At 35.8% G+C, this 22,697-nt stretch carries 20 protein-coding genes; 14 read left to right on the top strand and 6 right to left on the bottom strand.

What is annotated here, in order from left to right; all coding sequences use genetic code 11:
• Positions 1-43: 43 nt before the first annotated feature.
• The 9 genes from ES765_RS02180 to tsaB all read left to right on the top strand — a co-directional run bounded on the left by ES765_RS02180 (position 44) and on the right by tsaB (position 10,401).
• Positions 44-1,291, top strand: coding sequence for an ABC transporter permease (locus ES765_RS02180; protein ID WP_138110954.1), 1,248 nt, complete (start codon positions 44-46; stop codon positions 1,289-1,291).
• 66 nt (positions 1,292-1,357) lie between these two features.
• The gene (locus ES765_RS02175; RefSeq protein WP_138110953.1) at positions 1,358-2,617 is read left to right on the top strand and encodes an ABC transporter permease; all 1,260 of its coding nucleotides are present in this window, start codon (positions 1,358-1,360) and stop codon (positions 2,615-2,617) included.
• Between the two features lie 34 nt (positions 2,618-2,651).
• On the top strand, positions 2,652-3,767 hold the full coding sequence (locus ES765_RS02170) for an efflux RND transporter periplasmic adaptor subunit (protein WP_138110952.1): 1,116 nt from the start codon (positions 2,652-2,654) through the stop codon (positions 3,765-3,767).
• Positions 3,768-3,873: 106 nt separating this feature from the next.
• Positions 3,874-4,578: an ABC transporter ATP-binding protein gene (locus ES765_RS02165; RefSeq protein WP_138110951.1), complete on the top strand. Its 705-nt coding sequence runs from the start codon at positions 3,874-3,876 to the stop codon at positions 4,576-4,578.
• Positions 4,568-5,803, top strand: a complete 1,236-nt coding sequence (locus ES765_RS02160) for an ABC transporter permease (RefSeq protein ID WP_138110950.1) — start codon at positions 4,568-4,570, stop codon at positions 5,801-5,803. Before ES765_RS02165 ends, ES765_RS02160 begins: the two co-directional genes overlap by 11 nt.
• A 1-nt stretch (position 5,804) precedes the next feature.
• Positions 5,805-7,067 carry an ABC transporter permease gene (locus ES765_RS02155; protein WP_138110949.1) on the top strand — a complete coding sequence of 421 codons (1,263 nt, stop codon included), beginning with the start codon at positions 5,805-5,807 and terminating at the stop codon, positions 7,065-7,067.
• A 33-nt stretch (positions 7,068-7,100) separates the two neighbouring features.
• A complete protein-coding gene (locus ES765_RS02150; RefSeq protein ID WP_138110948.1) occupies positions 7,101-8,249 on the top strand; it encodes an efflux RND transporter periplasmic adaptor subunit in 1,149 nt (382 codons plus the stop codon).
• Positions 8,250-8,283: 34 nt separating this feature from the next.
• Positions 8,284-9,642 carry a TolC family protein gene (locus ES765_RS02145; RefSeq protein ID WP_138110947.1) on the top strand — a complete coding sequence of 453 codons (1,359 nt, stop codon included), beginning with the start codon at positions 8,284-8,286 and terminating at the stop codon, positions 9,640-9,642.
• A gap of 81 nt (positions 9,643-9,723) precedes the next feature.
• Entirely contained in the window at positions 9,724-10,401 is a 678-nt protein-coding gene (gene tsaB, locus ES765_RS02140) for a tRNA (adenosine(37)-N6)-threonylcarbamoyltransferase complex dimerization subunit type 1 TsaB (protein ID WP_138110946.1), read from the top strand.
• A gap of 112 nt (positions 10,402-10,513) precedes the next feature.
• Here tsaB and ES765_RS02135 read toward each other — a convergent pair whose 3' ends face one another.
• The 5 genes from ES765_RS02135 to ES765_RS02115 all read right to left on the bottom strand — a co-directional run bounded on the left by ES765_RS02135 (position 10,514) and on the right by ES765_RS02115 (position 15,357).
• Complete coding sequence (locus ES765_RS02135; protein WP_138110945.1) at positions 10,514-11,047, bottom strand: hypothetical protein; 534 nt, start codon at positions 11,045-11,047, stop codon at positions 10,514-10,516.
• Positions 11,048-11,155: 108 nt separating this feature from the next.
• On the bottom strand, positions 11,156-11,980 hold the full coding sequence (locus tag ES765_RS02130) for a mechanosensitive ion channel family protein (protein ID WP_138110944.1): 825 nt from the start codon (positions 11,978-11,980) through the stop codon (positions 11,156-11,158).
• 77 nt (positions 11,981-12,057) lie between these two features.
• Positions 12,058-14,103: a thioredoxin domain-containing protein gene (locus ES765_RS02125; RefSeq protein ID WP_138110943.1), complete on the bottom strand. Its 2,046-nt coding sequence runs from the start codon at positions 14,101-14,103 to the stop codon at positions 12,058-12,060.
• Between the two features lie 73 nt (positions 14,104-14,176).
• Complete coding sequence (locus tag ES765_RS02120; RefSeq protein WP_138110942.1) at positions 14,177-14,377, bottom strand: dodecin family protein; 201 nt, start codon at positions 14,375-14,377, stop codon at positions 14,177-14,179.
• A 71-nt stretch (positions 14,378-14,448) separates the two neighbouring features.
• A complete protein-coding gene (locus ES765_RS02115; RefSeq protein WP_138110941.1) occupies positions 14,449-15,357 on the bottom strand; it encodes a NifU family protein in 909 nt (302 codons plus the stop codon).
• 123 nt (positions 15,358-15,480) lie between these two features.
• Here ES765_RS02115 and ES765_RS02110 point away from each other — a divergent pair, with 123 nt between their 5' ends.
• Positions 15,481-16,503, top strand: a complete 1,023-nt coding sequence (locus ES765_RS02110) for a type IX secretion system membrane protein PorP/SprF (protein WP_138110940.1) — start codon at positions 15,481-15,483, stop codon at positions 16,501-16,503.
• Positions 16,504-16,548: 45 nt separating this feature from the next.
• On the opposite strand, the gene ES765_RS02105 is transcribed toward ES765_RS02110, so the two are convergent.
• Positions 16,549-17,724: a vWA domain-containing protein gene (locus ES765_RS02105; protein ID WP_138110939.1), complete on the bottom strand. Its 1,176-nt coding sequence runs from the start codon at positions 17,722-17,724 to the stop codon at positions 16,549-16,551.
• A 203-nt stretch (positions 17,725-17,927) separates the two neighbouring features.
• Here ES765_RS02105 and ES765_RS02100 point away from each other — a divergent pair, with 203 nt between their 5' ends.
• From ES765_RS02100 to fabD, 4 genes are all read left to right on the top strand, one after another.
• Positions 17,928-20,126: a histidine kinase gene (locus ES765_RS02100; RefSeq protein ID WP_138110938.1), complete on the top strand. Its 2,199-nt coding sequence runs from the start codon at positions 17,928-17,930 to the stop codon at positions 20,124-20,126.
• Entirely contained in the window at positions 20,126-20,857 is a 732-nt protein-coding gene (locus ES765_RS02095; protein WP_138110937.1) for a LytR/AlgR family response regulator transcription factor, read from the top strand. Before ES765_RS02100 ends, ES765_RS02095 begins: the two co-directional genes overlap by 1 nt.
• A 242-nt stretch (positions 20,858-21,099) precedes the next feature.
• Positions 21,100-21,615 carry a gamma carbonic anhydrase family protein gene (locus ES765_RS02090; protein ID WP_138110936.1) on the top strand — a complete coding sequence of 172 codons (516 nt, stop codon included), beginning with the start codon at positions 21,100-21,102 and terminating at the stop codon, positions 21,613-21,615.
• 70 nt (positions 21,616-21,685) lie between these two features.
• On the top strand, positions 21,686-22,573 hold the full coding sequence (fabD, locus tag ES765_RS02085) for an ACP S-malonyltransferase (RefSeq protein ID WP_138110935.1): 888 nt from the start codon (positions 21,686-21,688) through the stop codon (positions 22,571-22,573).
• The last annotated feature ends 124 nt before the right edge of the window (positions 22,574-22,697 follow it).

Below are 22,697 nucleotides of genomic sequence, written 5' to 3'. Positions count from 1 at the left end.
TGCAACACGTGTATTGCATTCATCAATCAAACCAATCAATCATATGTTCGACTTAGAACGTTGGCAGGAAATATTCGATACGATTCGCAAGAATAAATTGCGGACCTTTCTAACGGGACTTTCCGTTGCTTCAGGAATATTCATTTTGGTTATTTTATTGGGTTTTGGTCAAGGCATGCAGAATGGTATTGCCAAAGAATTTGAACAGGATGCAGCGACTAGTGTTTGGGTTTGGCCTGGCGTTACTACGAAAGAGTATAAGGGTATGAATCCTGGTAGGCGTATTCAATTACGAAATGAGAATTATGATTTTATAGCTCTATTACTAGAAGATCAAATTGAAAACAAATCACCTAGATTATTCATTAGAAATTCATTTGTTAATTATGGCAATGAAACCTTGGCTTATAATGTTCAAGGGGTGTCTCCTCAATTTCAATTTATAGAAAATGAATTCATATCTCAAGGTAGATTTTTGAATCAGAAAGATGAAGATGTAAAGTCTAAAATTGCCATTATAAGTAATAAAATTAATCGTGAGGTCTTTCAAAAGTTGGACAGTCCCATTGGAGAGTTTTTAGATATATCTGGAATATCTTTCAAGATTGTTGGGGTATATGGAGATGTTGGCGGTGAGCGTGAAGAAGACCGCATTTATATTCCACTAAGTACAGCTCAACAGGTTTTTAATGGTGCTAATCGCTTAAATAATTTAGCGTATACATTACCTCCAGTCGATGATTTTGACGCAGCAGTTGCGCAATCCATCAAATTTAAGAACACCCTTAAAACCTATTTACAGCAAGCACACACAGTCGCACCAGATGACACAAGTGCCATTCAGATATACAACCCTATGGAAGAAGCAAAACGCTTTTATTCCCTAATGGGTGGGATTAAATTTTTCTTTTGGTTCGTAGGCGTATGTACTATTATAGCCGGTATTGTAGGGGTAAGTAACATTATGCTTATTGTAGTTAAGGAGCGTACGCGAGAAATAGGTATTAGAAAAGCATTGGGAGCCAAACCTTGGTCTATTGTCGGAATGATTTTACATGAAGCTATTTTTATCACAGCTATTGCGGGATTTACCGGACTCATTTTAAGTATGGGATTATTAGAAATTGTTGGTCCGCATGTAGAAGTTGATTATGTACTTAACCCTTCAGTTGATTTCAACGTTGCTTTAACCACTGTTTTCGTATTAATTTTTGCAGGGGCCGTTGCTGGGTTTTTTCCTGCATGGAGAGCAGCCAAAATTCATGTGATTGAGGCATTAAGGGATGAATGAAATTAAAAGTACTGATAAAGTTGGTGTCATTTGAAGCGAAAGCCCACTAATAAATAAACTATAACCATGTTCAGCAAAGACCGTTGGGAAGAAATATTGGAGGTATTGTCTAGTAATGTTTTTAGAACACTGGCTACTTCTTTTGGTGTAGGGTGGGGTGTCTTCATTCTTATCATTTTACTTGCTGCAGGTAAAGGTATGGAGAACGGTATACGAGCAGATTTTGGTGACATAGCTACTAATACCATGTTTATGTGGTCACAGAATACTACAATTCCATATAAAGGACTGCCAAAAGGAAGAACTTTTAGTTTTAAGTTGGAAGATGTGCAAGCCATTAGGGACAATGTGCCTAATCTACGATTCATTTCACCGCGAAATCAACTTGGTGGTTTTGGTGGAGGAAACAATGTCATACGGGGCTTGAAAACAGGTGCATTTAATGTGTATGGCGATTATCCACAGATTATTCGCCAAGAGCCAATGACAATTACTTCTGGTAGATTTATAAATCAAAATGATATAGAAGACAAACGAAAAGTAGCGGTAATTGGTGAAGGGGTTAAGAATGAATTGTATGATAAAGAGGAAGATATACTAGGAACGTATCTTAAAGTACAAGGTGTGAATTTTATGGTGGTCGGCACCTATAAAAAGAAGAGTAATGACGGTGATGGAGAGGAGGGGCAAAAGGAATTATTTGTTCCTTTCACTGCTTTTTCTCAAGCATTTAATAAGGGGAATGATGTAGGTTGGATGGCCATAACGGCTGAAGATGGAAACTCAATTTCCAACTTAAAGGAGAAAATAGTAAACGTGGTAAAGGAGAAAAGGAAAATACACCCAGACGATAAACGTGCTGTAGGTTATTTTGATCTTTACGAACAATTTAATAGGGTAGAGAGCTTATTTGGTGCACTACGTTGGGTTGCATATTTTGTGGGAGTTCTTGTGTTATTATCTGGTATTATTGGTGTAAGTAACATTATGTTGATAGTAATCAAAGAAAGAACAAAGGAAATTGGTATTAGAAGAGCCTTGGGTGAAGCGCCATGGTCCATTAAAAAACAAATATTAATGGAGGCTATATTCTTGACAATCATTTCAGGTATGGTAGGCATTATTTTTGGTGCTTCATTTATTTATGGTGTTAACGTAGTGCTCGACTCTGTAGGGCCTGTTGATATGTTTGTAAACCCGAGTGTTAGTTTAGGGATAGTGATTAGTGCTTTTGTCATTCTGATTTTTTCAGGATTACTAGCCGGTTTTATACCTGCCCAAAGCGCTATAAAAATGAGACCTATAGAAGCGTTACGTACAGAATAAATTCATCGAATAAAAAATAGATAACCAATCAAAAATGAAAAAGTCAACAACAATTATCATTCTACTCATCATAGTTTTACTTTTCAGTGGAGCCATGTACTATTTGTATCAAAAGAATGCCGAGAATCCTGTGGTTTATAAAACAGAAGAACCATCCAAACAAACAATTATAAAAAAAACAATGGCTACGGGTAGTATACTTCCATTAGAAGAAGTATTAATAAAGCCCAATATTTCCGGAGTTATACAAGAGATTTTTGTGGAAGGTGGTGATTACGTAAAATCTGGTGATTTATTGTGTACTATAAAAGTGGTGCCAAATTTAACTGCATTGAACGATGCTAGGAATACTATTGACCAAGCCAAGATCAATTTGGATGATCAATTACGGAATTTAGGGCGCCAAAAAGGATTGTTTGATAAAGATGTCATCTCAAAAGTAGATTTGGAACGTGCACAAGTGACCCATGATCAGGCTAAACAATCTTATGCGGCCGCCAATAAAAGATATGATATAGTAAAAACAGGTACAACGGCTGGTTATGGAAACTCAGCAAATACTCAAATTAGGGCAACAGTAAGTGGAATGGTGCTTGAAGTTCCCGTAGAAGTTGGGAACCAGGTTATTGAAAGTAATACATTCAATGAAGGAACTACAATTGCTGCAATTGCAGATGTCGATAAAATGATTTTTGAAGGTAAGGTAGACGAGTCTGAAGTGGGGAAAATTAAAGAAAATCTGCCATTGGAAATTACCGTTGGAGCAATTGAGAATAAGGTATTTGATGCTGTTTTAGATTATATCGCCCCCAAGGGTAAAGAAGAAAATGGGGCAATTCAATTTGAAATAAAGGGAACGCTAAGAAAACAGGATACCGTCTTTATTAGAGCAGGACTAAGTGCTAATGCATCAATTATCTTGGCTCGTGCAGACAGTGTTTTGTCTGTAAAAGAAGCTTTAGTGCAGTTTGATGATAAAACTAAAATGCCCTTTGTCGAAATCGCAACAGGGGATCAGAAGTTTGAACGAAGAGATATTGAATTGGGTATTAGCGATGGAATTTTTGTAGAAGTAAAGTCAGGACTTAGTGAAAATGATAGCATAAAGGTCTGGAACGCTATCGAACGAGACGAAGAAGATTCAAATTAAATATAATCTAATAATTTTTAGTAAATTGTTTGTAACAATTTAAGAATTTGAGTGTCTAATTATCGATGACCTTAGGCACAGGCTGAATAAATCAAAACAAATAAATATGATAGAAATAAAAAACCTTCATAAATCCTATAAAATGGGTAGCAATAGTCTCCATGTTTTAAAAGGAATTAATTTTTCAGTAGAAGAAGGTGAATTGGTGGCTATCATGGGTTCTTCTGGTTCTGGGAAATCCACCTTACTGAATATTTTAGGTATGTTGGACGAGTTGGATGAAGGGTCTTACACCCTTGATGGAGTGCCAATTAAAAATCTGAACGAAACAAAAGCTGCAAACTATCGTAATAAGTTTTTAGGTTTTGTATTCCAATCGTTCAATTTAATCAACTACAAGAACGCCATGGAAAATGTTGCACTTCCGTTATACTATCAAAAAGTAGGAAGAAAAGAGCGTCAAGAGAAAGCCTTAAAATATTTAGATCAAGTGGGGCTTAAAGAATGGGCTACACATTTGCCGAGTGAACTCTCTGGAGGTCAGAAACAGCGTGTAGCTATTGCAAGGGCCATGGCTGCAGAACCTAAAGTTTTATTAGCAGATGAACCTACAGGTGCATTGGATAGTAAAACCTCTTATGAGGTTATGGACCTTATTCAAAAAATTAATGACCAAGGCAATACTATTTTAATCGTAACCCATGAACCTGATATCGCCAATATGTGTAAACGTATTGTTCATTTGAAAGATGGGATAATTATTGAAGATAAGAAGATAGAACAAATAAGGGCGGCACAGTATGTTCAGTAGAGACGTTTGGAAAGAAATATTTGAGGCAATACAGAAAAATAAGTTACGTACTTTTTTGACGGGGTTTACTGTTGCGTTGGGTATTTTCATATTCGTGACTCTTTTTGGAATGGGCAACGGGTTGAACAATACGTTCATGAAATTTTTCAGTAATGATGCTACCAATATTTTCAGACTTTATCCTACCCAAACCACGCTACCGTATGCTGGCTTTAAGGCAAAGCGGCAAATTGAGTTTGAAAATGGTGATTTAGATGATATTATTAAAGAATTTGGACCCTTAATCGAATATATTACCCCACGTATTCGACGTTCTGCATTGGTAACCTATAAAGATAAATCTGATAATTATAGCAACTTGGGCGTAGGTCCTGGTATGCAAACTGCCGAACAGACTATTATCATGAAAGGCAGGTATATCAATACAAATGATATTCGTAAGAAATTAAAATATGCCGTTATTGGTAGAATGGTGGAGAAGGATATCTTTAAGGGTGATGATGCCTTAGGAAAATACATTGATTTAGACGGTAGTGTTTTTAAAGTAATCGGTGTTTTTCAAGATGACGGGGGAGACAATGAGGAACGAAATATTTTTATTCCGTTCACTACACGCCAACTTTTAGAGGGGAATAATGATAAGATAGGTCAGATAACCTTAGCTTTCAACGAAGCTATTGGGTATAGTGGTGCCATGAAATTTCAAGGGCAGCTGGATGATTTTATACGTCAAAAAAAGCAAATCAGCGCTAAAGACTCGGGTGGTATACGGCTTGAAAATGTAGCTGATGACCTTAAAAGGAATCAGCAATTTGCCGGTGTCCTTAAAATAATTATTTCGGCCATTGCCTTTGTCGTAATTATTTCCGGTATCATCGGTATAAGTAATATCATGGTTTTTGTCGTAAAAGAGCGTACCAAAGAAATTGGAATTCGCAAAGCTATGGGAGCTACACCAAGAATTATTACGAGTACCATTTTACTAGAATCTGTTTTTATAACCGCAATTTTTGGCTTTACAGGTATGGTTTTAGGAATCATAGTATTGAACCTCATAGAGGGGAAAGTTTTGGAGGAAGATTATTTTATAACTAATCCTTCAATAAATATAGGGACGGCCGTATTTGTGACTATTCTTTTGGTTATCTGCGGTACCTTGGCTGCTTATATACCAGCCCGGAAGGCAGCTAAAATCAAACCAATTGTAGCACTAAGAGACGAATAAGATGAGACAACTATTTGATAGGGATACGTGGAACGAAATTTTTCAATCGATACGAAAGAATAAGCTTCGTACTTTTTTAACAATGCTTGGGGTGTTCATTGGTATATATATTTACATAGGTCTTTCGGGTGCTTCAAAAGGACTGGATAATGGCTTTGAAAGAGAATTTGAAAGTATTGCCAGAAACAGTATGTTCATTTTTTCTTCAAGTACAAGTAAACCTTATGCCGGTTTTAAGACAGGCCGTCAAATTCAATTGAAACTTAGTGATGTTGACGTACTTCGTCAACAGGTTCCAGAAATCATGGCCATAGCACCAAGAAATGTGAAAGGTATTTTTGGGAGTGAGCCAGGCGTGGTTAAACGAGGTGTAAAATCGGGTAATTACTCTGTTTTTGGTGACTTTCCGGAGTTTACCAAAATCGCAACTAAGAAAATTTACGATGGTGGAAGGTTTATTAATGATGCGGATATAGCAAAAGAACGTAAGGTATGCGTAATTGGAGAGCGTACACAAAAGGAACTTTTTGATCAAGATGAAGAGCCTATTGGGAGCTATATTGCTATAGAAGATGTAAGTTTTCAAGTAGTAGGGGTGCATAAGTTTGCAGGTGGTGGCCCCTTTGATAACGATAGCGATATCTTTATACCCTTTACAACCTTTAAGAAATTGTACAATACAGGAGATAATGTTTCTTGGTTTACAATTGCAGCATATGATGATGCTGATGTGATTCAAGCAGAAAAAGATATCAAGGCCACTTTAAGACGCATACACAAGGTAGATCCTACAGATGAAAAAGCCATTGGTGGTTTTAATTTAGGTGAGGTTTTTAAGAAAATTTTCGGATTTTCAAATGGACTTACATTTTTGTCACTTATTGTGGGTATCGCTACCATTTTAGCTGGGGTAATTGGAATTGGAAATATTTTATTGATTTCAGTAAAAGAACGTACTAAAGAATTAGGAGTGCGAAGGGCTCTAGGAGCTACACCTTCAGAAGTCAGGAATCAAATTATCATAGAAGCATTGGTATTGACCTTGTTGGCTGGTGTTATTGGAATTATTTGCGGAGCAGCAACCCTTTCGGCACTTGGAGCTGCTTTTGGTAACGGTGATTTTCCGTATGCAAATCCAACAGTGCCTATACCTTACGTTCTAATGTCGCTTTTCTTAATGGTTACCCTGGGTATTCTTATTGGGTTGATACCGGCACAAAGAGCAGTTAGTATAAGACCTATAGACGCATTAAGAGAAGAATAATTGAAACCACTAAATAACAAATACACTTAGAAAATGAACAAGATTGTAAAATATGTTTTAATTGGATTGCTAGTGCTTGGATCATTGTGGGCAGCTGCATTTTTCATAAAATCCAATAGTAAATCGGCGATTACTTATGAAACCCAAAAACCATTTATTTCCACAGTAGAAAAGAAAACTGTTGCTACGGGTAAGGTTGTCCCAGAAGACGAAATAGAAATAAAGCCCCAAATTTCAGGGATTATTGAAAAGATTTACTTGGATGAGGGAGTTGAGGTAAAAGCAGGAGATTTAATTGCTGTAATAAAAGTAGTGCCTAATGAACAGTCTTTAAATCAGGCTAGCGGTAGAGTGCGTACTGCTGAACTTTCACTTAATAATGCAAAGATTGAGTTTAATAGAAATAAGACCTTGTTTGATAAAGGCGTAATCTCCAGTCAAGATTTTAATACGCTTCAGCTCACTTACAGTCAAGCCGAGCAAGAAGTGAAAAATGCTAGAGCAGATTATCAGATTATAAAGGTTGGTTCTGCCGGAGGGTCTTCAAGTGCCAATACAAATATTCGCGCTACGGTGAACGGAACTATCTTGGAGATACCCGTGGAAGAAGGTGATCAAGTGATTCAAAGTAATAACTTTAATGATGGTACTACTATAGCAACCATTGCAGATTTAAGTAAAATGATTTTTGAAGGAAAGGTAGATGAAGGAGAAGTTGCAAAATTGAAAGTAGGTACTCCGCTGAAAATTACATTAGGGGCGTTGGAAGGCGAAGAATTGGATGCAAAACTTAAATTTATCGCTCCAAAGGGACTTGAGGAATCAGGTGCAGTACAGTTTAAGATAGAGGGTGATGTAACGGTCAATGATGATATTTTCATTAGAGCGGGCTATAGTGCAAATGCCGCTATTGTATTGGAAAAAAAGGAGAATATTTTGGTGATTTCAGAGGCATTGTTGCAATTTGATAAGACTACGAGCAAGCCCTATGTGGAAATTTCCATTGGTTCTGAAGACGAACAGAAATTTGAAAGAAGAGATATTGAAATTGGAATATCTGATGGGGTTAATGTAGAAATAGTTTCTGGGTTGACAGAAAATGACAATGTAAAGCAGTGGAATAAAACGGAGCCTATTAAAAATGGGGAAGAAGAAGATAAAGAGGGAGAGTCAGAAGAATAAGCATCAATCAAAATAATAATCAAATAATCAAAAAATGAAATTTAAATTAACCGGATTTCTGCTTTTTGCAGCAATTGTAATAGCATCTGCGCAAAGTAAGAAATGGACTTTGCAAGAGTGTGTTGAGTATGCCGTAGAGCATAACCTTACGATAGAACAGTTTGAATTAGACTTGGAGTCTTCACAAATAGATAAATCTGATGCCATAGGTAACCTGTTGCCTAATTTAAATGCCAATTCCAGTGCGTCAAAGAATGTGGGCTTTACCATTGTCAGCACTTCTAACCAACCGGTTGCTGGAAATCAGTCTACATTTAATGTGAGCGGTAGTATAAGCTCTAACATTACACTATACAACGGGCTAATAAATATTAAACAGTTGCAACGTGCAAAAATGAATGCTATAAGCAGGCAGTATAGGTTAGATGATTTAAAGGATGATATTCAGTTAAATGTTGCTAATAGCTATCTTCAAATTTTATCAAATAAAGAAGCATTGGTAGTTTCAAGGGCGCAATATGCCGTTACGGAACAAGATTTAAAACGCACTAAAGAATTGGTTAATTCAGGAGTCGTTCCTCGTGGTGATTTACTTGAAATTGAAGCGACAGCAGCCAATCAAGAACAACAAATAATCAATAATGAAAGCTTGGTGCTAATTTCAAGAATAAATTTGGCGCAACTACTGCAAATAACGGATTACGATAATTTTGATATTGCCGATGAATCTTTTGATATTCCACCATCGGATATTTTGAATAACTCTGCTAAAACAATTTTTGCTAAAGCCCTAGAATTTAGAAATGATATTAAATTTTCAAAATCTAATGTAGATTTGGCAGAAAAAGATCTAGAGATTGCAAAAGGAGCTTATGCGCCTACCTTGAATGGATTCTTTCAATATGGAGCAAGATATTCTGACGCAACACAACCATTGCCAGATGGAAATGGAGGTGTATTTACACCTGGATTCATAGATCAACTCTGGATTTTTGATGGAATCTCTTACGGTGCACAAGTAAACATACCTATTTTTAATGGTTGGAGTACCCGTAATAGTGTACAGCGTTCCCGAATTAGTTTGGAGAAAACCAAACTACAGTTTGAACAAGATAAACTAGATTTGGAAACTACGATAAACCAAGCCTATGTCGATGTTACTACTTTTGCTAAGGCCTATGAGGCAGCGGATAAAACGCTGGAGGCAAGGCGTTTGGCCTATGAATACACAAAGGAACGTTTCGATGTTGGGCTAATGAATTCTTTTGATTTTAGTCAAGCGCAGTCTAGAGTAGATAATGCAGAGGCTGAGGTAGTGAGAACAAAATATAATTATATCTTCAGATTGAAGATTTTAGAGTTCTTTTTTGGAATCCCAATATCCTTGGATTAAAAGTAAGAATAATTAAAAAACCCTGTAATTTTTTATGAATTACAGGGTTTTTCATTTTGGAGTATGTAATACCTTTGCGAGATGGGCTTAATACTGAATCTTGAAACATCATCGACTAATTGCTCCGTATGCGTGGCAAGAGATGGTGTTATTTTAGCAATGAAAGAACTAAATTCGGCAAACTATTCTCACGCCGAAAAATTACATATTTTTATTGAAGAGGTGCTATTAGAAGCCTCGTTGAAAACACAAGATTTAGATGCTGTAGCGGTGAGTAAAGGGCCAGGGTCATATACAGGTCTTCGTATAGGTGTTTCCTCTGCAAAAGGCTTGTGCTATGCTTTAGGGATTCCATTAATTTCTGTCTCTACGTTGAAAAGTATAGCATCGCAATTAAATTCTAATGAAGAAGTCGCGGTGATTATACCTGTATTAGATGCTCGGCGAATGGAAGTGTTTTCGGCAGTTTTTGATATTCAACTAAATCAAGTAAGGGAGACAAAAGCTGAAGTTATTGATGAAAACTCATTTAAGAAGTACCTTAGTTTAAAAGCGGTACATTTTTTAGGTAGCGGAGCAGAGAAAATTAAAGGGGTGTTCAATCAGGAGAATACTACCTATCACTGTGATGTAGTTCCATCAGCTAAACAAATGGCAGCTATTTCATTTGAAAAATATTCAACCAAGCAATTTGAGGATGTAGCTTATTTTGAACCTTATTATTTGAAAGATTTTATGCTTCAAACAAAAAAGGCTTAAAAAATTTGAATAAACCCAATACTACTTGTTTTAAAACATCATTTTTTAGTGGTACCTAATGTGTTTTTCTTAATAAAATCTTTCAAAATATCAATATGGTCTTCTAAAGAATTCAGAACCTTTTTTTAGATAATCTAATTTCTATTGCAGATTCATCACCTTTTTGAATGTAGTACGTTGAGATATCTTCATATTTTGCATAAGTAAAGCTGTTATAGCCATGATTAGGACTCTGTGCTTGTACAAATATTTTCTTCGGTCGTTTTAATATTCTGGCATATCCTTCAGTTATAGGATTAAAATAACCCATTTTATTCTCGCCTAATTCCAGGTATTCTCTAACTATATAAGTTTTCCCATCAATAATGGCGACGATGTTATTTCTTCTTAATAAAGTTCTGGCGACGCCATTTTCATTTTTTATTTCAATTGCGTCATAACGCATTAAGGCATCACTCGTGTAATTACCGTTAATCAGAGTTCTACCTTTTTTGAAAACTTCATCAACATAGGGTGAGCCTTGAATATCCACTTGTTTATAATACATGCCCGCTTGAGCTGGGGTAATGACACCACTCTTACTTCCAAATCCTTGAATTGCTAGAGAAACAACCAAATTGGAAATAGACAGTAATAAGAGTAACATGTTTTTCAATTCAAAACTTAGTACCTGAATTTAGGTGATAATGTATTGAATGACAAATAGTTGTAAATAATCCCCCCTATCTCACATAGGGGGGTATTTGTGGAGTGACTAATTCTTCAGTTGCGTAACCACACGTTGCGGAAATGGTATCTCAATACCAGCAGCATCAAATCGATATTTAATTTCTTCCATCACGTGAAAATGTGCAGCCCAAAAATCTGGATTATTTGCCCAAAAACGAAGGGTTAAGTTTACAGAGCTAGCGGCCAATTCACCAACATAAACCTCAGGGGCCGGTTCTTTAAGTATTGTCTCATACTCAGTACATACTGCCAAGAGTATTTCTTTTGCTTGTTTTATATTCGAACCATACCCTATACCAACATCAATTTTATCCCTTCTGGTATCCAAAGCGTTGTAATTGATAATTGTATTGTTAGAAAGTTGACCGTTTGGTATAACGGCAATTTGATTTCCAAAGGTGCTTACTTTCGTGGTGAAAATTGATATTTCCATTACCGTTCCATCAACGCTTTGAGCGGAAATCCAATCCCCAATTTTGAATGGTTTGAATAACAGTATAAGCACTCCGCCTGCAAAATTAGCCAATGAACCCTGTAGTGCTAGACCTACTGCTAACCCAGCAGAGGCAAGTACGGCAACTAACGAGGTGGTTTGTACGCCCAATTGTGTAATCACCAAAACAAACAAAATCATTTTTAAGGCTATACTTATAAAGCTCTGTAAAAATGATTCCAAGGCTAAATCATAGTCTTTCTTTACAAAGAACTTGTGTACCATTTTATTAATGAAACGTATTATGTACGTTCCTACAAATACAAGAACGAGTGCTATTACTAAATTGGGCAGTACGGCCCACATCCAATCTAATGCTTTATCTGCATGTTCTGGAAGATTCATTATTTTATCCATACTTACTTTTAAATTTAAATTTTTCGAAACTTAACCATTGGTAGTAATTCAATCAATAATTTGGGGCTAAACAATTGTTAAAATTTAGTTTTAATAAAATCCAATGCCTGGTTCGTTTCTTCTACTGGTAATTGGCAGGTACCTTGCTTACAAACGTATACCAATGTCTTATTTTTTACCTGTCTATTTGCTAATAAGGGTACATCTTTGGTGTCAGATTTTGAAGCGGCAAATATAACGTTTGGTAAGTAATTCTTCATTAAGGTTTCACATAGAGAATGATAATTTTTACCGACAATAGCGACTTCATAAAAATCTTGATTCATCAACAAGGATAAATGAAGCCAATTAGCATGGTTTTGAGGATTTTCAGTAATTGTTTTACGCATCGTTTTCATAATTTGATTCAACCGTATGCCAAAATTTTCTTCTGGATAATATTTAGAAAGTTTTAGAAGATTGTGAGCCATTATAGAATTAGACGAGGGAATGACATTGTCGGCTACCTCTAAAGTTTTTCGAATGAGAACTTCTCCATTATTCGAAGTGAAGAAGAAAAGACCGGTTGAAGTATCAGTGAAGTTATCGATAACGTGGTTTGTAAATTGAACACTTTTAGTAAGCCATTTCTCATCAAAGGTTGCTTCGTATAATCCTAAGAAGCCATCTATTATTGCAGCATAATCTTCTAAAAATGCAGGAATGCTGCTTTTACCATCTTTGTGATTATGGAATAATCCACCATTCTGGGTCAGTAAATTAGTTAGAATGAAATTTGCATTGTTCAGTGCGAGTTCTAGATATTCTTCGTTTCCTAAATATCTATAGGCATCGGTAAGTCCTTTTATTGCTAGTCCATTCCAAGAAGTCAAAATTTTATCGTCAAGTCTTGGTTTATCTCTTGTTTCGCGTTCATCTTTTAATAATGTCAAGCATGCTGATATTATTTTCAACAATTCATTTTCTGTTATCGAATGTTTTTCGGCAATTTCTGATGCTTCCCCATCTCTAATCAAAACGTAATTTTTATCCTCCCAATACCCATAAGAATTGATATTGAAATAGTCGCAAAAAACAGTGTAATCTTCTTGTAGAATATTTTGAAGTTGTTTTTTCTCCCACACGTAAAATGCACCTTCTTCAAGTTTACCAGTGGTTGTTAGACTATCGGCGTCCAACGAAGAGTAAAATCCATTATTTTTATCCAACAGTTCCTCTTTGATAAAAGAAATGGATCCTTGTACTACGTTTTTGTAAAGTTCATTTTTAGTGACTGCGTAGGCTTTTGCATACAGGCTAATCAATAATCCGTTATCATAGAGCATTTTTTCAAAATGGGGTACATGCCATTTGGTATCTACAGCGTATCTTGAAAATCCTCCGCCTACATGATCAAAAATGCCGCCCCACGCCATTCTAGTCAATGTTGTTTCAACATATTCATCACTAGTGGTATCCTCTTGTGAGTGACTATAATGCAACAGAAAATTTAAATTCACTGGCATCATGAATTTAGGTGCTCTTTTATAACCACCTAAGAAGGTATCAAAGTAGTTGGACCAATTTGAAACCATTTCTCTTATTTCAGAAGTTGTAATGAAATCGGTATTGTTGTTAGTTGCTATAGCATTTATTTCTTTTAGGCCGTGAGCCATATTTTCAGCATATCCTATTACTTTCTCAGGATTTTTTTCATAAAGATCTTGGAGCTGATTTAGTACTTGAATCCATTCTTGTTTTTTAACAAAAGTGGCTCCCCAGAACGGTCTGCCGTCGGGAAGTGCTAAAATGTTTAAAGGCCAACCTCCACTACCTGTCATGATTTGTAAAGCATCCATATAAATATGGTCGATATCAGGTCTTTCTTCTCGATCTACCTTAATGTTTACGAAATGGGTATTCATTGTCTCTGCAACTTCAACATCTTCAAAACATTCATGTTCCATTACATGGCACCAGTGACATGCAGCGTAACCAATACTTATTAATATAAGTTTTTGTTCAGTTTTGGCCCGTTGTAATACCGCTTGATTCCACCCTTCCCAATGTACAGGGTTGTGGGCATGTTGTAGCAAATAGGGGCTGCGTTCATGTATAAGATTATTGGTATATTTTTGGGGCATAGATGTAGAAGTGTTAGTTAAATTTAGGACAAAAAAAAGCGCCAAATGGCGCTTATGAAATTGTTAGTTTTTTTTATTTTACTTCAAATGTGATTTTAACATTTACTCTGTAGGTCTTAATGTTTCCGTCTTCAACAGTAGCACTTTGCTCATTAATGTAAACTGATTTTATGTTCTTCACAGATTTAGAGGCCTCTGAAACTGCTTTTTTTGCTGCGTCTTCCCAACCTTTATCAGAACTTGCTAATATTTCAATAACTTTTAAAACTGCCATAATGATGTGTTTTTAGATTCACTCTAAGATACAAAACCTGCAGGCAATGATTAATCCATTTCGATGAATAATTAACCGTTAACCGCAACAACTTCATTGACTTTGTCACCCATCATATTCTTAAGCATGGTTTCTATTCCATTTTTCAATGTAAAAGTTGAAGAAGGGCAACCACTACATGCACCTTGTAAGACTACATTTACAGTTTTACTCTCGGTATCATAAGATTTAAACATGATATTACCACCATCACTGGCAACTGCGGGTTTTACATACTCTTCTAAAATATCAACAATTTCTTGCGATGTTTCATCTAGCTCAATGGTGCTCTCTGTCGACACCGTTTCTGAAACTTGAACTTCTGCACTTGATTTGGCATTGTCGGCAACAATCTCTTTTCCGTCTGCTATGAAATTTCTAATTGCTTCTCGTAATTCTACAGTGATATCATCCCATTCTGCTACGTCAAACTTAGATACTGAAACATAGTTTTCATCAATAAAAACTTGTTTTACAAATGGAAACTGAAACAATGCTGTAGCTAATTTTGAATCTTTGGCTTCATCAATATTTTTAAATTCAAAAGATGAACCTACAATTTTTTTGCTGGCAACAAATTTCATGGTAGAGGGGTTTGGTGTCACCTCTGCATACACAGTAACTGGAATGGGTTTATCCATGTCCTCTTCGAGAACAATTGGCTCTCCGGAATTCAGATATTCAACTAATTGTTGAGCAACCTCATCTTTCACATCTTCCCACTGAACAATATCAAATCGTTCAAGGCCAATAAAATCACCAGAAATATAAACCGTTTTTATAAAGGGTAGGTAGAATAATTGCTGGGCCAAAGGTGAATTATTGGCATCATCAATATTCTTATACTCGTAATTTTTGCGCTGAACTAATAGGTGATTAGTTTCGAATTTTAATATATTGGGATTATTGGTCTTAACTACCGTAATTGAATACTCTTTCATTTCTACATTAATTTATGCAAAAATACAAAGGAAATCTTAGTTTAGGCATACATAATAATGTTGTGGTTAACCCGTTATACACTTTATGTTATCAAAACTAATTATTAGTTTTAACGTCCCGAGATGAGATACAACTTATTACTGTTACTATTTTTGCTTCTGATAGGTTCGAAATCTTCCGCTCAAGAAGGTATTCCTGTTTATTTTGATTATCTATCAGATAATTATTATTTGGTATTTCCTTCTATGGCTGGTATAAGTGAAGGAGGGAAAATACGGGCAACCGCAAGAAAGCAATGGTTTGATGTTGATGACGCTCCTAGTTTACAAACTATAAACGCACATTTTAGAATTGGTGATACCCCTAGTGGTGTGGGCGCTATTATTTTTAATGACGCTAATGGCTATCACTCACAAACTGGATTAAAACTAACCTACGCGCATCATCTACGAATGGGTAGTAATGATATAAGGGTGTTGAATCAGTTATCTTTTGGTTTAAGTGCAACTATTCTGCAAAGCAGTTTAGATGAGACCGAATTTAGGTCTGTGACGCCTGACCCAGCGGTTTCTGGTATTAAGTTGAGCGCATCGTATACCAATGTCGATATTGGTATCTCGTATAATTTTCAAGAATTCTATACGCATTTTGCGGTAACCAATGCTTTGACTGGGTCGAAGAGAAATGTATATTATAGAGATAGGCAAGACAATCCCGATGAATTGGTTATTGATAATATAAGAAGGTATCTTATTTCTACAGGATATGTTTTTGGAAGAAGTGAATGGCAATTTGAACCTTCTATACTATTTCAGATGACCGAGTTTACCAAAGAAAAAAGCCTGGATATAAATGCAAAGGTGTATAAAGATGTTGATTTTGGACGTATTTGGGGCGGACTCTCTTATAGGAGAAGCTTTGATGGTGCCCAATTTCAGAGCAATGGCTCTTTCGGTGAACAACGATTGCAATTAGTTACGCCAATAGTAGGGGCTAATTTTAAAAATTTCATGGTGTCTTATAATTATTCCTATCAAATGGGAGATATACGCTTTGACAACGGAGGGTTTCATCAAATAACCCTTGGGTATGATTTTGGACAAACGGAACGTAAATACGACTGTTATTGTCCGGCGGCTAACTAAATAATGGCCTATTTAAAATAAACAGGCCATTTGTGAATCCTAGCATTAATTCCAACTATAATTTTTTACTGCAGCTTGCTTTTTAATGGCTTGAATCATTGCATTTTCTAATTCACCCGAACTATTCTCTTGGTGATTTTTAGAAATATACGCTGTTCGTTTAGCGTTATATTCTTGAATTTCATTTTGAATTTTTTCACGTTCCGTTTTTTTAGCTTCCACGTAACGTTTAATTTCTACAATACTTTTATTCTGTAGTTCTTCGGGTAATTCATCTTTGTCTACAGATTCAATCTCAAATTCAGCATTTTCAGAGGCATCTACTAAATCCCAATTTTTATTATTGTAAAGCCTTGAACTTTTGCTTACGGCCCTTTTTATGGCAACTGCTTCTTGCAGTTCATAGGCATTGTTGTCTTGTTTCGTTTGTGCAGATAGCTTTGATTGACCCATTGCACCATACGATATATAGGTTGTATTCAATTTTGAATTCAGTTTTATTATAATCTCGTCGTATGGAGTATTAATATGTGCTATTTTTTTATTGTGGTCAATAGCTATATACTCACCACCAGTTAATGAAGCACCCTTTTTCCAATTGGTAGTGATACCTTGTTCGTAATCACCACAGAAAATGGTGTTCACCACAATGTCTTTTTCATTGGCATTGCTTAATGCGTTTTTATAGTTGTACCTACCTTGGTCAAATGGCTCGTTGCCTGCAATAAAAATTAATCGTAATTGATCAGGATTCTTATTCCAAGGTAATTGTTGTAATGAGGTTTGTATTACTTTGCCACAATATTCCTCTCCGCCATTGGTGGTCAATGAAAATAACTTTTCAGAAATCTCATCAAGGTCACTGCTAAAATCTAGTACCTGCTGAATATAACCTTCATCGGCAGAAAGGTTATCATTCCCATATTGATAGAGCGCAATTTGTAAATTGGGTCTAGAATTATCACCACATTTCGCTAGACTAAACTCGTTCACCATATCCCAAAGTTGTGACTTGGCTTGGTTTATAAGCCCGTCCATACTATTACTGGTATCCAATAGCAATGCTATTTGAACTGTGTTTTCTTCAATTTCTTCCAAAGTTTGAGTAGTATGAACGATACGTTGTTCTGTATTTATCTTCTTCTTCTCATTGCATGCAAATGCACTAGAAAGAGTTAAGAAGAGAAATCCTATAGAGGCTATTCTGTTGAGCGTTTTCATATTTTTTGATTTTAAATTCAGGACTAAACTATGTGCAATCTTTTTTAAATACTAGTTGTAATTAGGCAATGCGCCTTTTGGCTTAGGTAACTAGGTTCTTCAGTTTTTAAATAGGTTCAATAGGTGTATAGACTAGGTTGATTCGATGTTTTGTGATTTTTTAGTGCCATATAATTCAGCTAAGTTTACAGTAATCATATCGAATGAAAAATTTAATTTTAAACATAGTATTCTGCCTTGTCTTAGGTGCCTGTGTTGGTTTTGGTCAAAATCAAGGAGGCTCAAATAAGTTTGTTTTAAAAGGTAGGGTTGAGCTTAAGAAAACTAATCAACCGATTTCTGGGGTGTCTATATCCACGAATTGGGGTGAACATGCAATAACGAATGGATTAGGGGAATTTAAGATAAGAGTACGTATTGGTGATGAACTTGTCATAGAGGATGAGGAGATTGAGACCGTTAGATATCGAGTGAAAGGAATTGATGATGTGCTAATACTGGTTGAAGATTTTTCTACTGTTAATTTGAGTAGATCTAGAAGTTCTACCCATATGTTGCTAAGACATCAATCTTTATTGGATTCTGCTGAACAGTATAAAGACATCGATATCGAAAAAAGTATTGATTTTGTAGCACAATCAATTTCAATACTCGGCACATGGGGACAAAAAAAAGAGCTAGCTAGGTCACTGTCTAAATTGGGGGAAATTTACCAGTACCATAAACAGTTAGATTTAGCAATAGACAACTATGAAGATGCATTAGAGGCTAGCAAAACCATTAAAACTTCCCTGTTATTGGCCAAGGCGTATAATTTATCGTCTAGATATGATAAAACTGTTCAATTGTTAGATCCGTTATTGAATCTCAAAACAATGGTTTCTTATCAAAAAATTTCGTTGTATGAATTGCTAGGTGATGCTAAAAAGGGTGGTAGTAATATACCAGGAGCTATAGAATTCTATAATGAAGGGCTGTTGATTGCCGATAAAAATCAGATTACTCCCAAAATGATAGATCTGAATTCTAAAATTGCGGATGCCTATTCACGGGATAATAAAATTATGGAAGCCGAAGCTTATTATGGTAATTCACTAGAATTGGCCACTCAATCAGCTCCTAAAAGGGCAGTGCAAGAAAAAGAAAAAGTAGCTGATTTTTACAATAATAAAAGTAGATTTAATGAGGAGATTACAATGCGTAAAAAGAGTCTTCAAGATATTAAGAAGTTGAATCAACCTAAAGCGGGCATTTCAAAACTAGTTCAAGAGGATACAATTACTTCACAGCGCATCAATTATAAAATTGCCAATGCTTATATAGCTCAAGATAAATATAGCGAGGCAATACCTTTTTTGAAAAAGAGTATTGTTGAGGCGGGTTCAGAAGATGATATTGTTGTGCAAAAAGATGCGACTAGAAAACTATCAGAAGTATATAAAGAAAGAGGTGACTATACAAAAGCTTTAGATACATATCAGTCTTACGTTGCTTTGGTTGACACGCTTTACGTACGAAAAGAACAAGAAATTTCTAGGGCAAATCGGTTTAACCGAGACATTGCTGCCGCACAAAGTAGGTTGGTTGGGCTGGAAAATGAAAGAGAGCTTTCACAAAGCAAATATGCTTTGGCCTTGACCGAGCAGCAATTGGTGGAGGAAAGCTATAAAAGACAGCGATGGATTATTTACTCCCTGATTTTCGGATTACTCTTAACCGTATTGGCGGCTTTTTTCTTTTACCGTAGTAACCAACAACAGAAGTTGACGAATAATCTTTTGGCATTAAAGTCGTTGAGGTCGCAAATGAATCCGCATTTTATATTTAATGCACTTAATTCTGTGAATAATTTTATTTCGAAAAGTGATGAGCGCAGTGCTAATAGGTACTTAAGTGATTTTTCTACTTTGATGCGTTCAGTGCTTGAAAACTCAGAAGAGGATTTTATTCCATTGGAAAAAGAATTGGAGCAATTAGAATTATATATAAAATTAGAACATTCACGATTCGAGGATAAATTCGATTATCAGATTCATGTTGATGAAAATGTTCCTGTGACCAACTATCAAATACCGCCAATGTTATTGCAACCTTATATAGAGAATGCGATATGGCACGGACTTAGGTATAGGGATTCAAAAGGTGTATTGTCAGTTTCTGTGAGCAATAATAGTAATAGTTCAATAGCTATTTGTATAACCGATAACGGTATTGGGCGAAAAAAATCTGTGTCCATAAAAACCCAAAATCAGAAGAAACAAAAATCAAAAGGGTTGGGTATAATACAAAAACGTGTTGCGATATTAAATGATATGTATTCTGATAAAGTTGATATTAAAATTTCTGATTTAGAGACTGATGGTTCTGGTACCAAAGTGCTGTTCATATTAAAAAAAGAATAATGAATTTAAAAGCAATTCTGGTCGAGGACGAAGCCAATAGTAGGGAAATCCTCAGGAATTATATCGCTAAATATTGTCCGAATGTGACTTTGGAGGGCGAAGCTGCATCTATTAAAGAAGCGCTGGTTTTAATAGAAAATAACACATTAGATCTAGTGTTTTTAGATGTTGAGATGCCCTTTGGTAATGCATTCGATTTATTGGATAAATTACCCGAACGTACTTTTGAAACGGTTTTTGTTACTGCATATGACCACTATGCAAAAGATGCGTTAAATAACCATGCAGCTTATTATTTGACAAAACCTATAAATATTGATGAATTGATCAACGCTGTAAACTATGTGGAAACGGTTCGGGAAAAGGAGGCCTCTTTAGAGGGTGAAATTTTAAGTTCCAAAACAAAAGGAGTCACAGGTAAGTTGACCTTACCACAACAAGATGGTTTTCAAATATTGAACGTTGCAGATATATTATATTGTAAAGCAGATGATAATTATACCGAAATCTATTTGCTGAATAAAAAGATTTTAGTCAGTAAAACCTTAAAATATTTTGAAGATGCTTTGGCAGCATTTCCTTTTGCACGTGTACATAAATCGTATTTGGTGAATGTAAATGAAGTAGTGAAGTATAGAAAAGGAAAAGGAGGTAGTGTAGTCATGTCAAACGGTAAGGAATTATTGGTGTCTGCATCAAAGAAAAAAGAATTTCTAGCGTATTTTAATTAAACAAAAACCGTTGTGCATTTTGATTGGATTATCTAAAACGGTTGTTAATTCGAGTATTTTTCGGGAATATACTGTATGAAAAAGGTGTCGAGAATTGCTTGGGTCCTAAAAAGTTCTCGATAGTTCAACTAAGGTTTGCCGAAGTACATTAGATTTCCAATGAAAGAATTTGAAAATTCAGCAGTCGAACTGACTTTAAAATATAAATTAAATACATAATAGGTTAAAAAAGAGTACTAAATATGATAAAAGCAGTTAGAGGGAAAGAACCGAAAATTGGAGAAGATTGTTTTATTGCGGAAAATTCCACGATTGTAGGAGAGGTTGTAATGGGTAATCAATGCAGTGTGTGGTTTAATGCCGTGCTAAGGGGCGATGTACATTATATTAAAATAGGGGATAAGGTCAATATTCAAGACGGAGCGGTAATTCACTGTACCTATAAAAAATCACCAACGACCATAGGCAATAACGTATCTATTGGTCACAATGCCATTGTACACGGGTGTACCATTCATGACAATGTTTTGGTTGGAATGGGTAGTATATTAATGGATGATTGCGTGGTAGAGAGCAATAGCATTATTGCTGCTGGAGCTGTTTTAACCAAAGGGACGCATGTGCCATCAGGTAGTATTTTTGCAGGAATGCCAGCAAAAAAAATAAAGGATATTAGTCCAGAATTAAGTTCAGGAGAAATAAATAGAATTGCCGAAGCCTACATCATGTATTCAGGTTGGTTTAAAGAATCAGAATAAAGGCTATTAAAAGTTAGCATATTGGAATCTGTCTAAAATCCGTATTTTTGCCGCACCAAAACTAAAAGTTATGAACGCATATGTTTTTCCTGGGCAAGGTGCTCAATTTGTTGGAATGGGTTTCGATTTGTATGAAAAATACCCTGTCGCCAAAGAATTGTTTTTAAAGGCAAATGATATTTTAGGCTTCGACATTACAGAGGTAATGTTTAATGGTACTGCCGAGGGCTTAAAGGAAACCAAAGTAACTCAACCTGCAATATTTCTTCATTCGGTCATATTGAGTAAGGTTATGGGTGCTACTTTTAAACCCGATATGGTTGCAGGTCATTCGTTAGGGGAATTTTCGGCATTAGTAGCGAACAACACCCTAAGTTTTGAAGATGGATTGAAATTGGTCTCACAACGCGCCTTGGCCATGCAGAAAGCATGTGAACTACAACCTTCTACCATGGCTGCTGTTTTAGGATTGGAAGATAGTATCGTAGAAAAAATATGTGCAGAAACGCCGGGTATCGTGGTTGCGGCAAATTATAATTGTCCAGGTCAATTAGTGATATCGGGCGAAGTTGTAGCTGTTGAGCTAGCATGTGAAAAATTAAAAGAAGCTGGAGCAAGAAGAGCACTGATGTTGCCGGTGGGTGGAGCATTCCATTCTCCATTAATGGAACCTGCTAGAGAAGAACTTGCAGCGGCAATTGATAATACAAGTTTTGCAAACCCAAGTTGTCCTATCTACCAAAATGTGACGACTACAGCTATACATAGTTCCATAGAGATTAAGAAAAACCTCATGTTGCAGCTTACAGCGCCCGTAAAATGGACGCAAAGTGTACAGCAAATGGTGAAAGATGGGGCTTTGTTGTTTACGGAAATAGGACCCGGAAAGGTTTTGCAAGGTTTAATTAGAAAAATTGAGCCTTCTGCAGAAACACAATCACCAGTACTCGATAACTAAGCTTTTAACCTTCGAGTATGCCATTCAACCTAAAAATCTTTTTTTCAACTGTTTGTGAGGGGTTTAGCTTGCTTTTTTTGTAATATTGAGGCCCTTATATTTGGTTGGTTCTACCCATGTATTT

The sequence above is a fragment of the Maribacter sp. ACAM166 genome, assembly GCF_005771495.1.
Classification (GTDB): Bacteria; Bacteroidota; Bacteroidia; order Flavobacteriales; family Flavobacteriaceae; genus Maribacter.
The sequence above is the reverse complement of the archived record's forward strand: the minus strand, read 5'-3'. Positions and strand labels throughout refer to the sequence as shown.

Excerpts from the sequence above, each read along its gene's own strand:
- ES765_RS02180 (WP_138110954.1), top strand. The coding sequence starts at position 44 with ATGTTCGACTTAGAACGTTGGCAGGAAATATTCGATACGATTCGCAAG.
- ES765_RS02175 (WP_138110953.1), top strand. The coding sequence starts at position 1,358 with ATGTTCAGCAAAGACCGTTGGGAAGAAATATTGGAGGTATTGTCTAGT.
- ES765_RS02170 (WP_138110952.1), top strand. The coding sequence starts at position 2,652 with ATGAAAAAGTCAACAACAATTATCATTCTACTCATCATAGTTTTACTT.
- ES765_RS02165 (WP_138110951.1), top strand. The coding sequence starts at position 3,874 with ATGATAGAAATAAAAAACCTTCATAAATCCTATAAAATGGGTAGCAAT.
- ES765_RS02160 (WP_138110950.1), top strand. The coding sequence starts at position 4,568 with ATGTTCAGTAGAGACGTTTGGAAAGAAATATTTGAGGCAATACAGAAA.
- ES765_RS02155 (WP_138110949.1), top strand. The coding sequence starts at position 5,805 with ATGAGACAACTATTTGATAGGGATACGTGGAACGAAATTTTTCAATCG.
- ES765_RS02150 (WP_138110948.1), top strand. The coding sequence starts at position 7,101 with ATGAACAAGATTGTAAAATATGTTTTAATTGGATTGCTAGTGCTTGGA.
- ES765_RS02145 (WP_138110947.1), top strand. The coding sequence starts at position 8,284 with ATGAAATTTAAATTAACCGGATTTCTGCTTTTTGCAGCAATTGTAATA.
- tsaB (WP_138110946.1), top strand. The coding sequence starts at position 9,724 with ATGGGCTTAATACTGAATCTTGAAACATCATCGACTAATTGCTCCGTA.
- ES765_RS02135 (WP_138110945.1), bottom strand. The coding sequence starts at position 11,047 with ATGTTACTCTTATTACTGTCTATTTCCAATTTGGTTGTTTCTCTAGCA.
- ES765_RS02130 (WP_138110944.1), bottom strand. The coding sequence starts at position 11,980 with ATGGATAAAATAATGAATCTTCCAGAACATGCAGATAAAGCATTAGAT.
- ES765_RS02125 (WP_138110943.1), bottom strand. The coding sequence starts at position 14,103 with ATGCCCCAAAAATATACCAATAATCTTATACATGAACGCAGCCCCTAT.
- ES765_RS02120 (WP_138110942.1), bottom strand. The coding sequence starts at position 14,377 with ATGGCAGTTTTAAAAGTTATTGAAATATTAGCAAGTTCTGATAAAGGT.
- ES765_RS02115 (WP_138110941.1), bottom strand. The coding sequence starts at position 15,357 with ATGAAAGAGTATTCAATTACGGTAGTTAAGACCAATAATCCCAATATA.
- ES765_RS02110 (WP_138110940.1), top strand. The coding sequence starts at position 15,481 with ATGAGATACAACTTATTACTGTTACTATTTTTGCTTCTGATAGGTTCG.
- ES765_RS02105 (WP_138110939.1), bottom strand. The coding sequence starts at position 17,724 with ATGAAAACGCTCAACAGAATAGCCTCTATAGGATTTCTCTTCTTAACT.
- ES765_RS02100 (WP_138110938.1), top strand. The coding sequence starts at position 17,928 with ATGAAAAATTTAATTTTAAACATAGTATTCTGCCTTGTCTTAGGTGCC.
- ES765_RS02095 (WP_138110937.1), top strand. The coding sequence starts at position 20,126 with ATGAATTTAAAAGCAATTCTGGTCGAGGACGAAGCCAATAGTAGGGAA.
- ES765_RS02090 (WP_138110936.1), top strand. The coding sequence starts at position 21,100 with ATGATAAAAGCAGTTAGAGGGAAAGAACCGAAAATTGGAGAAGATTGT.
- fabD (WP_138110935.1), top strand. The coding sequence starts at position 21,686 with ATGAACGCATATGTTTTTCCTGGGCAAGGTGCTCAATTTGTTGGAATG.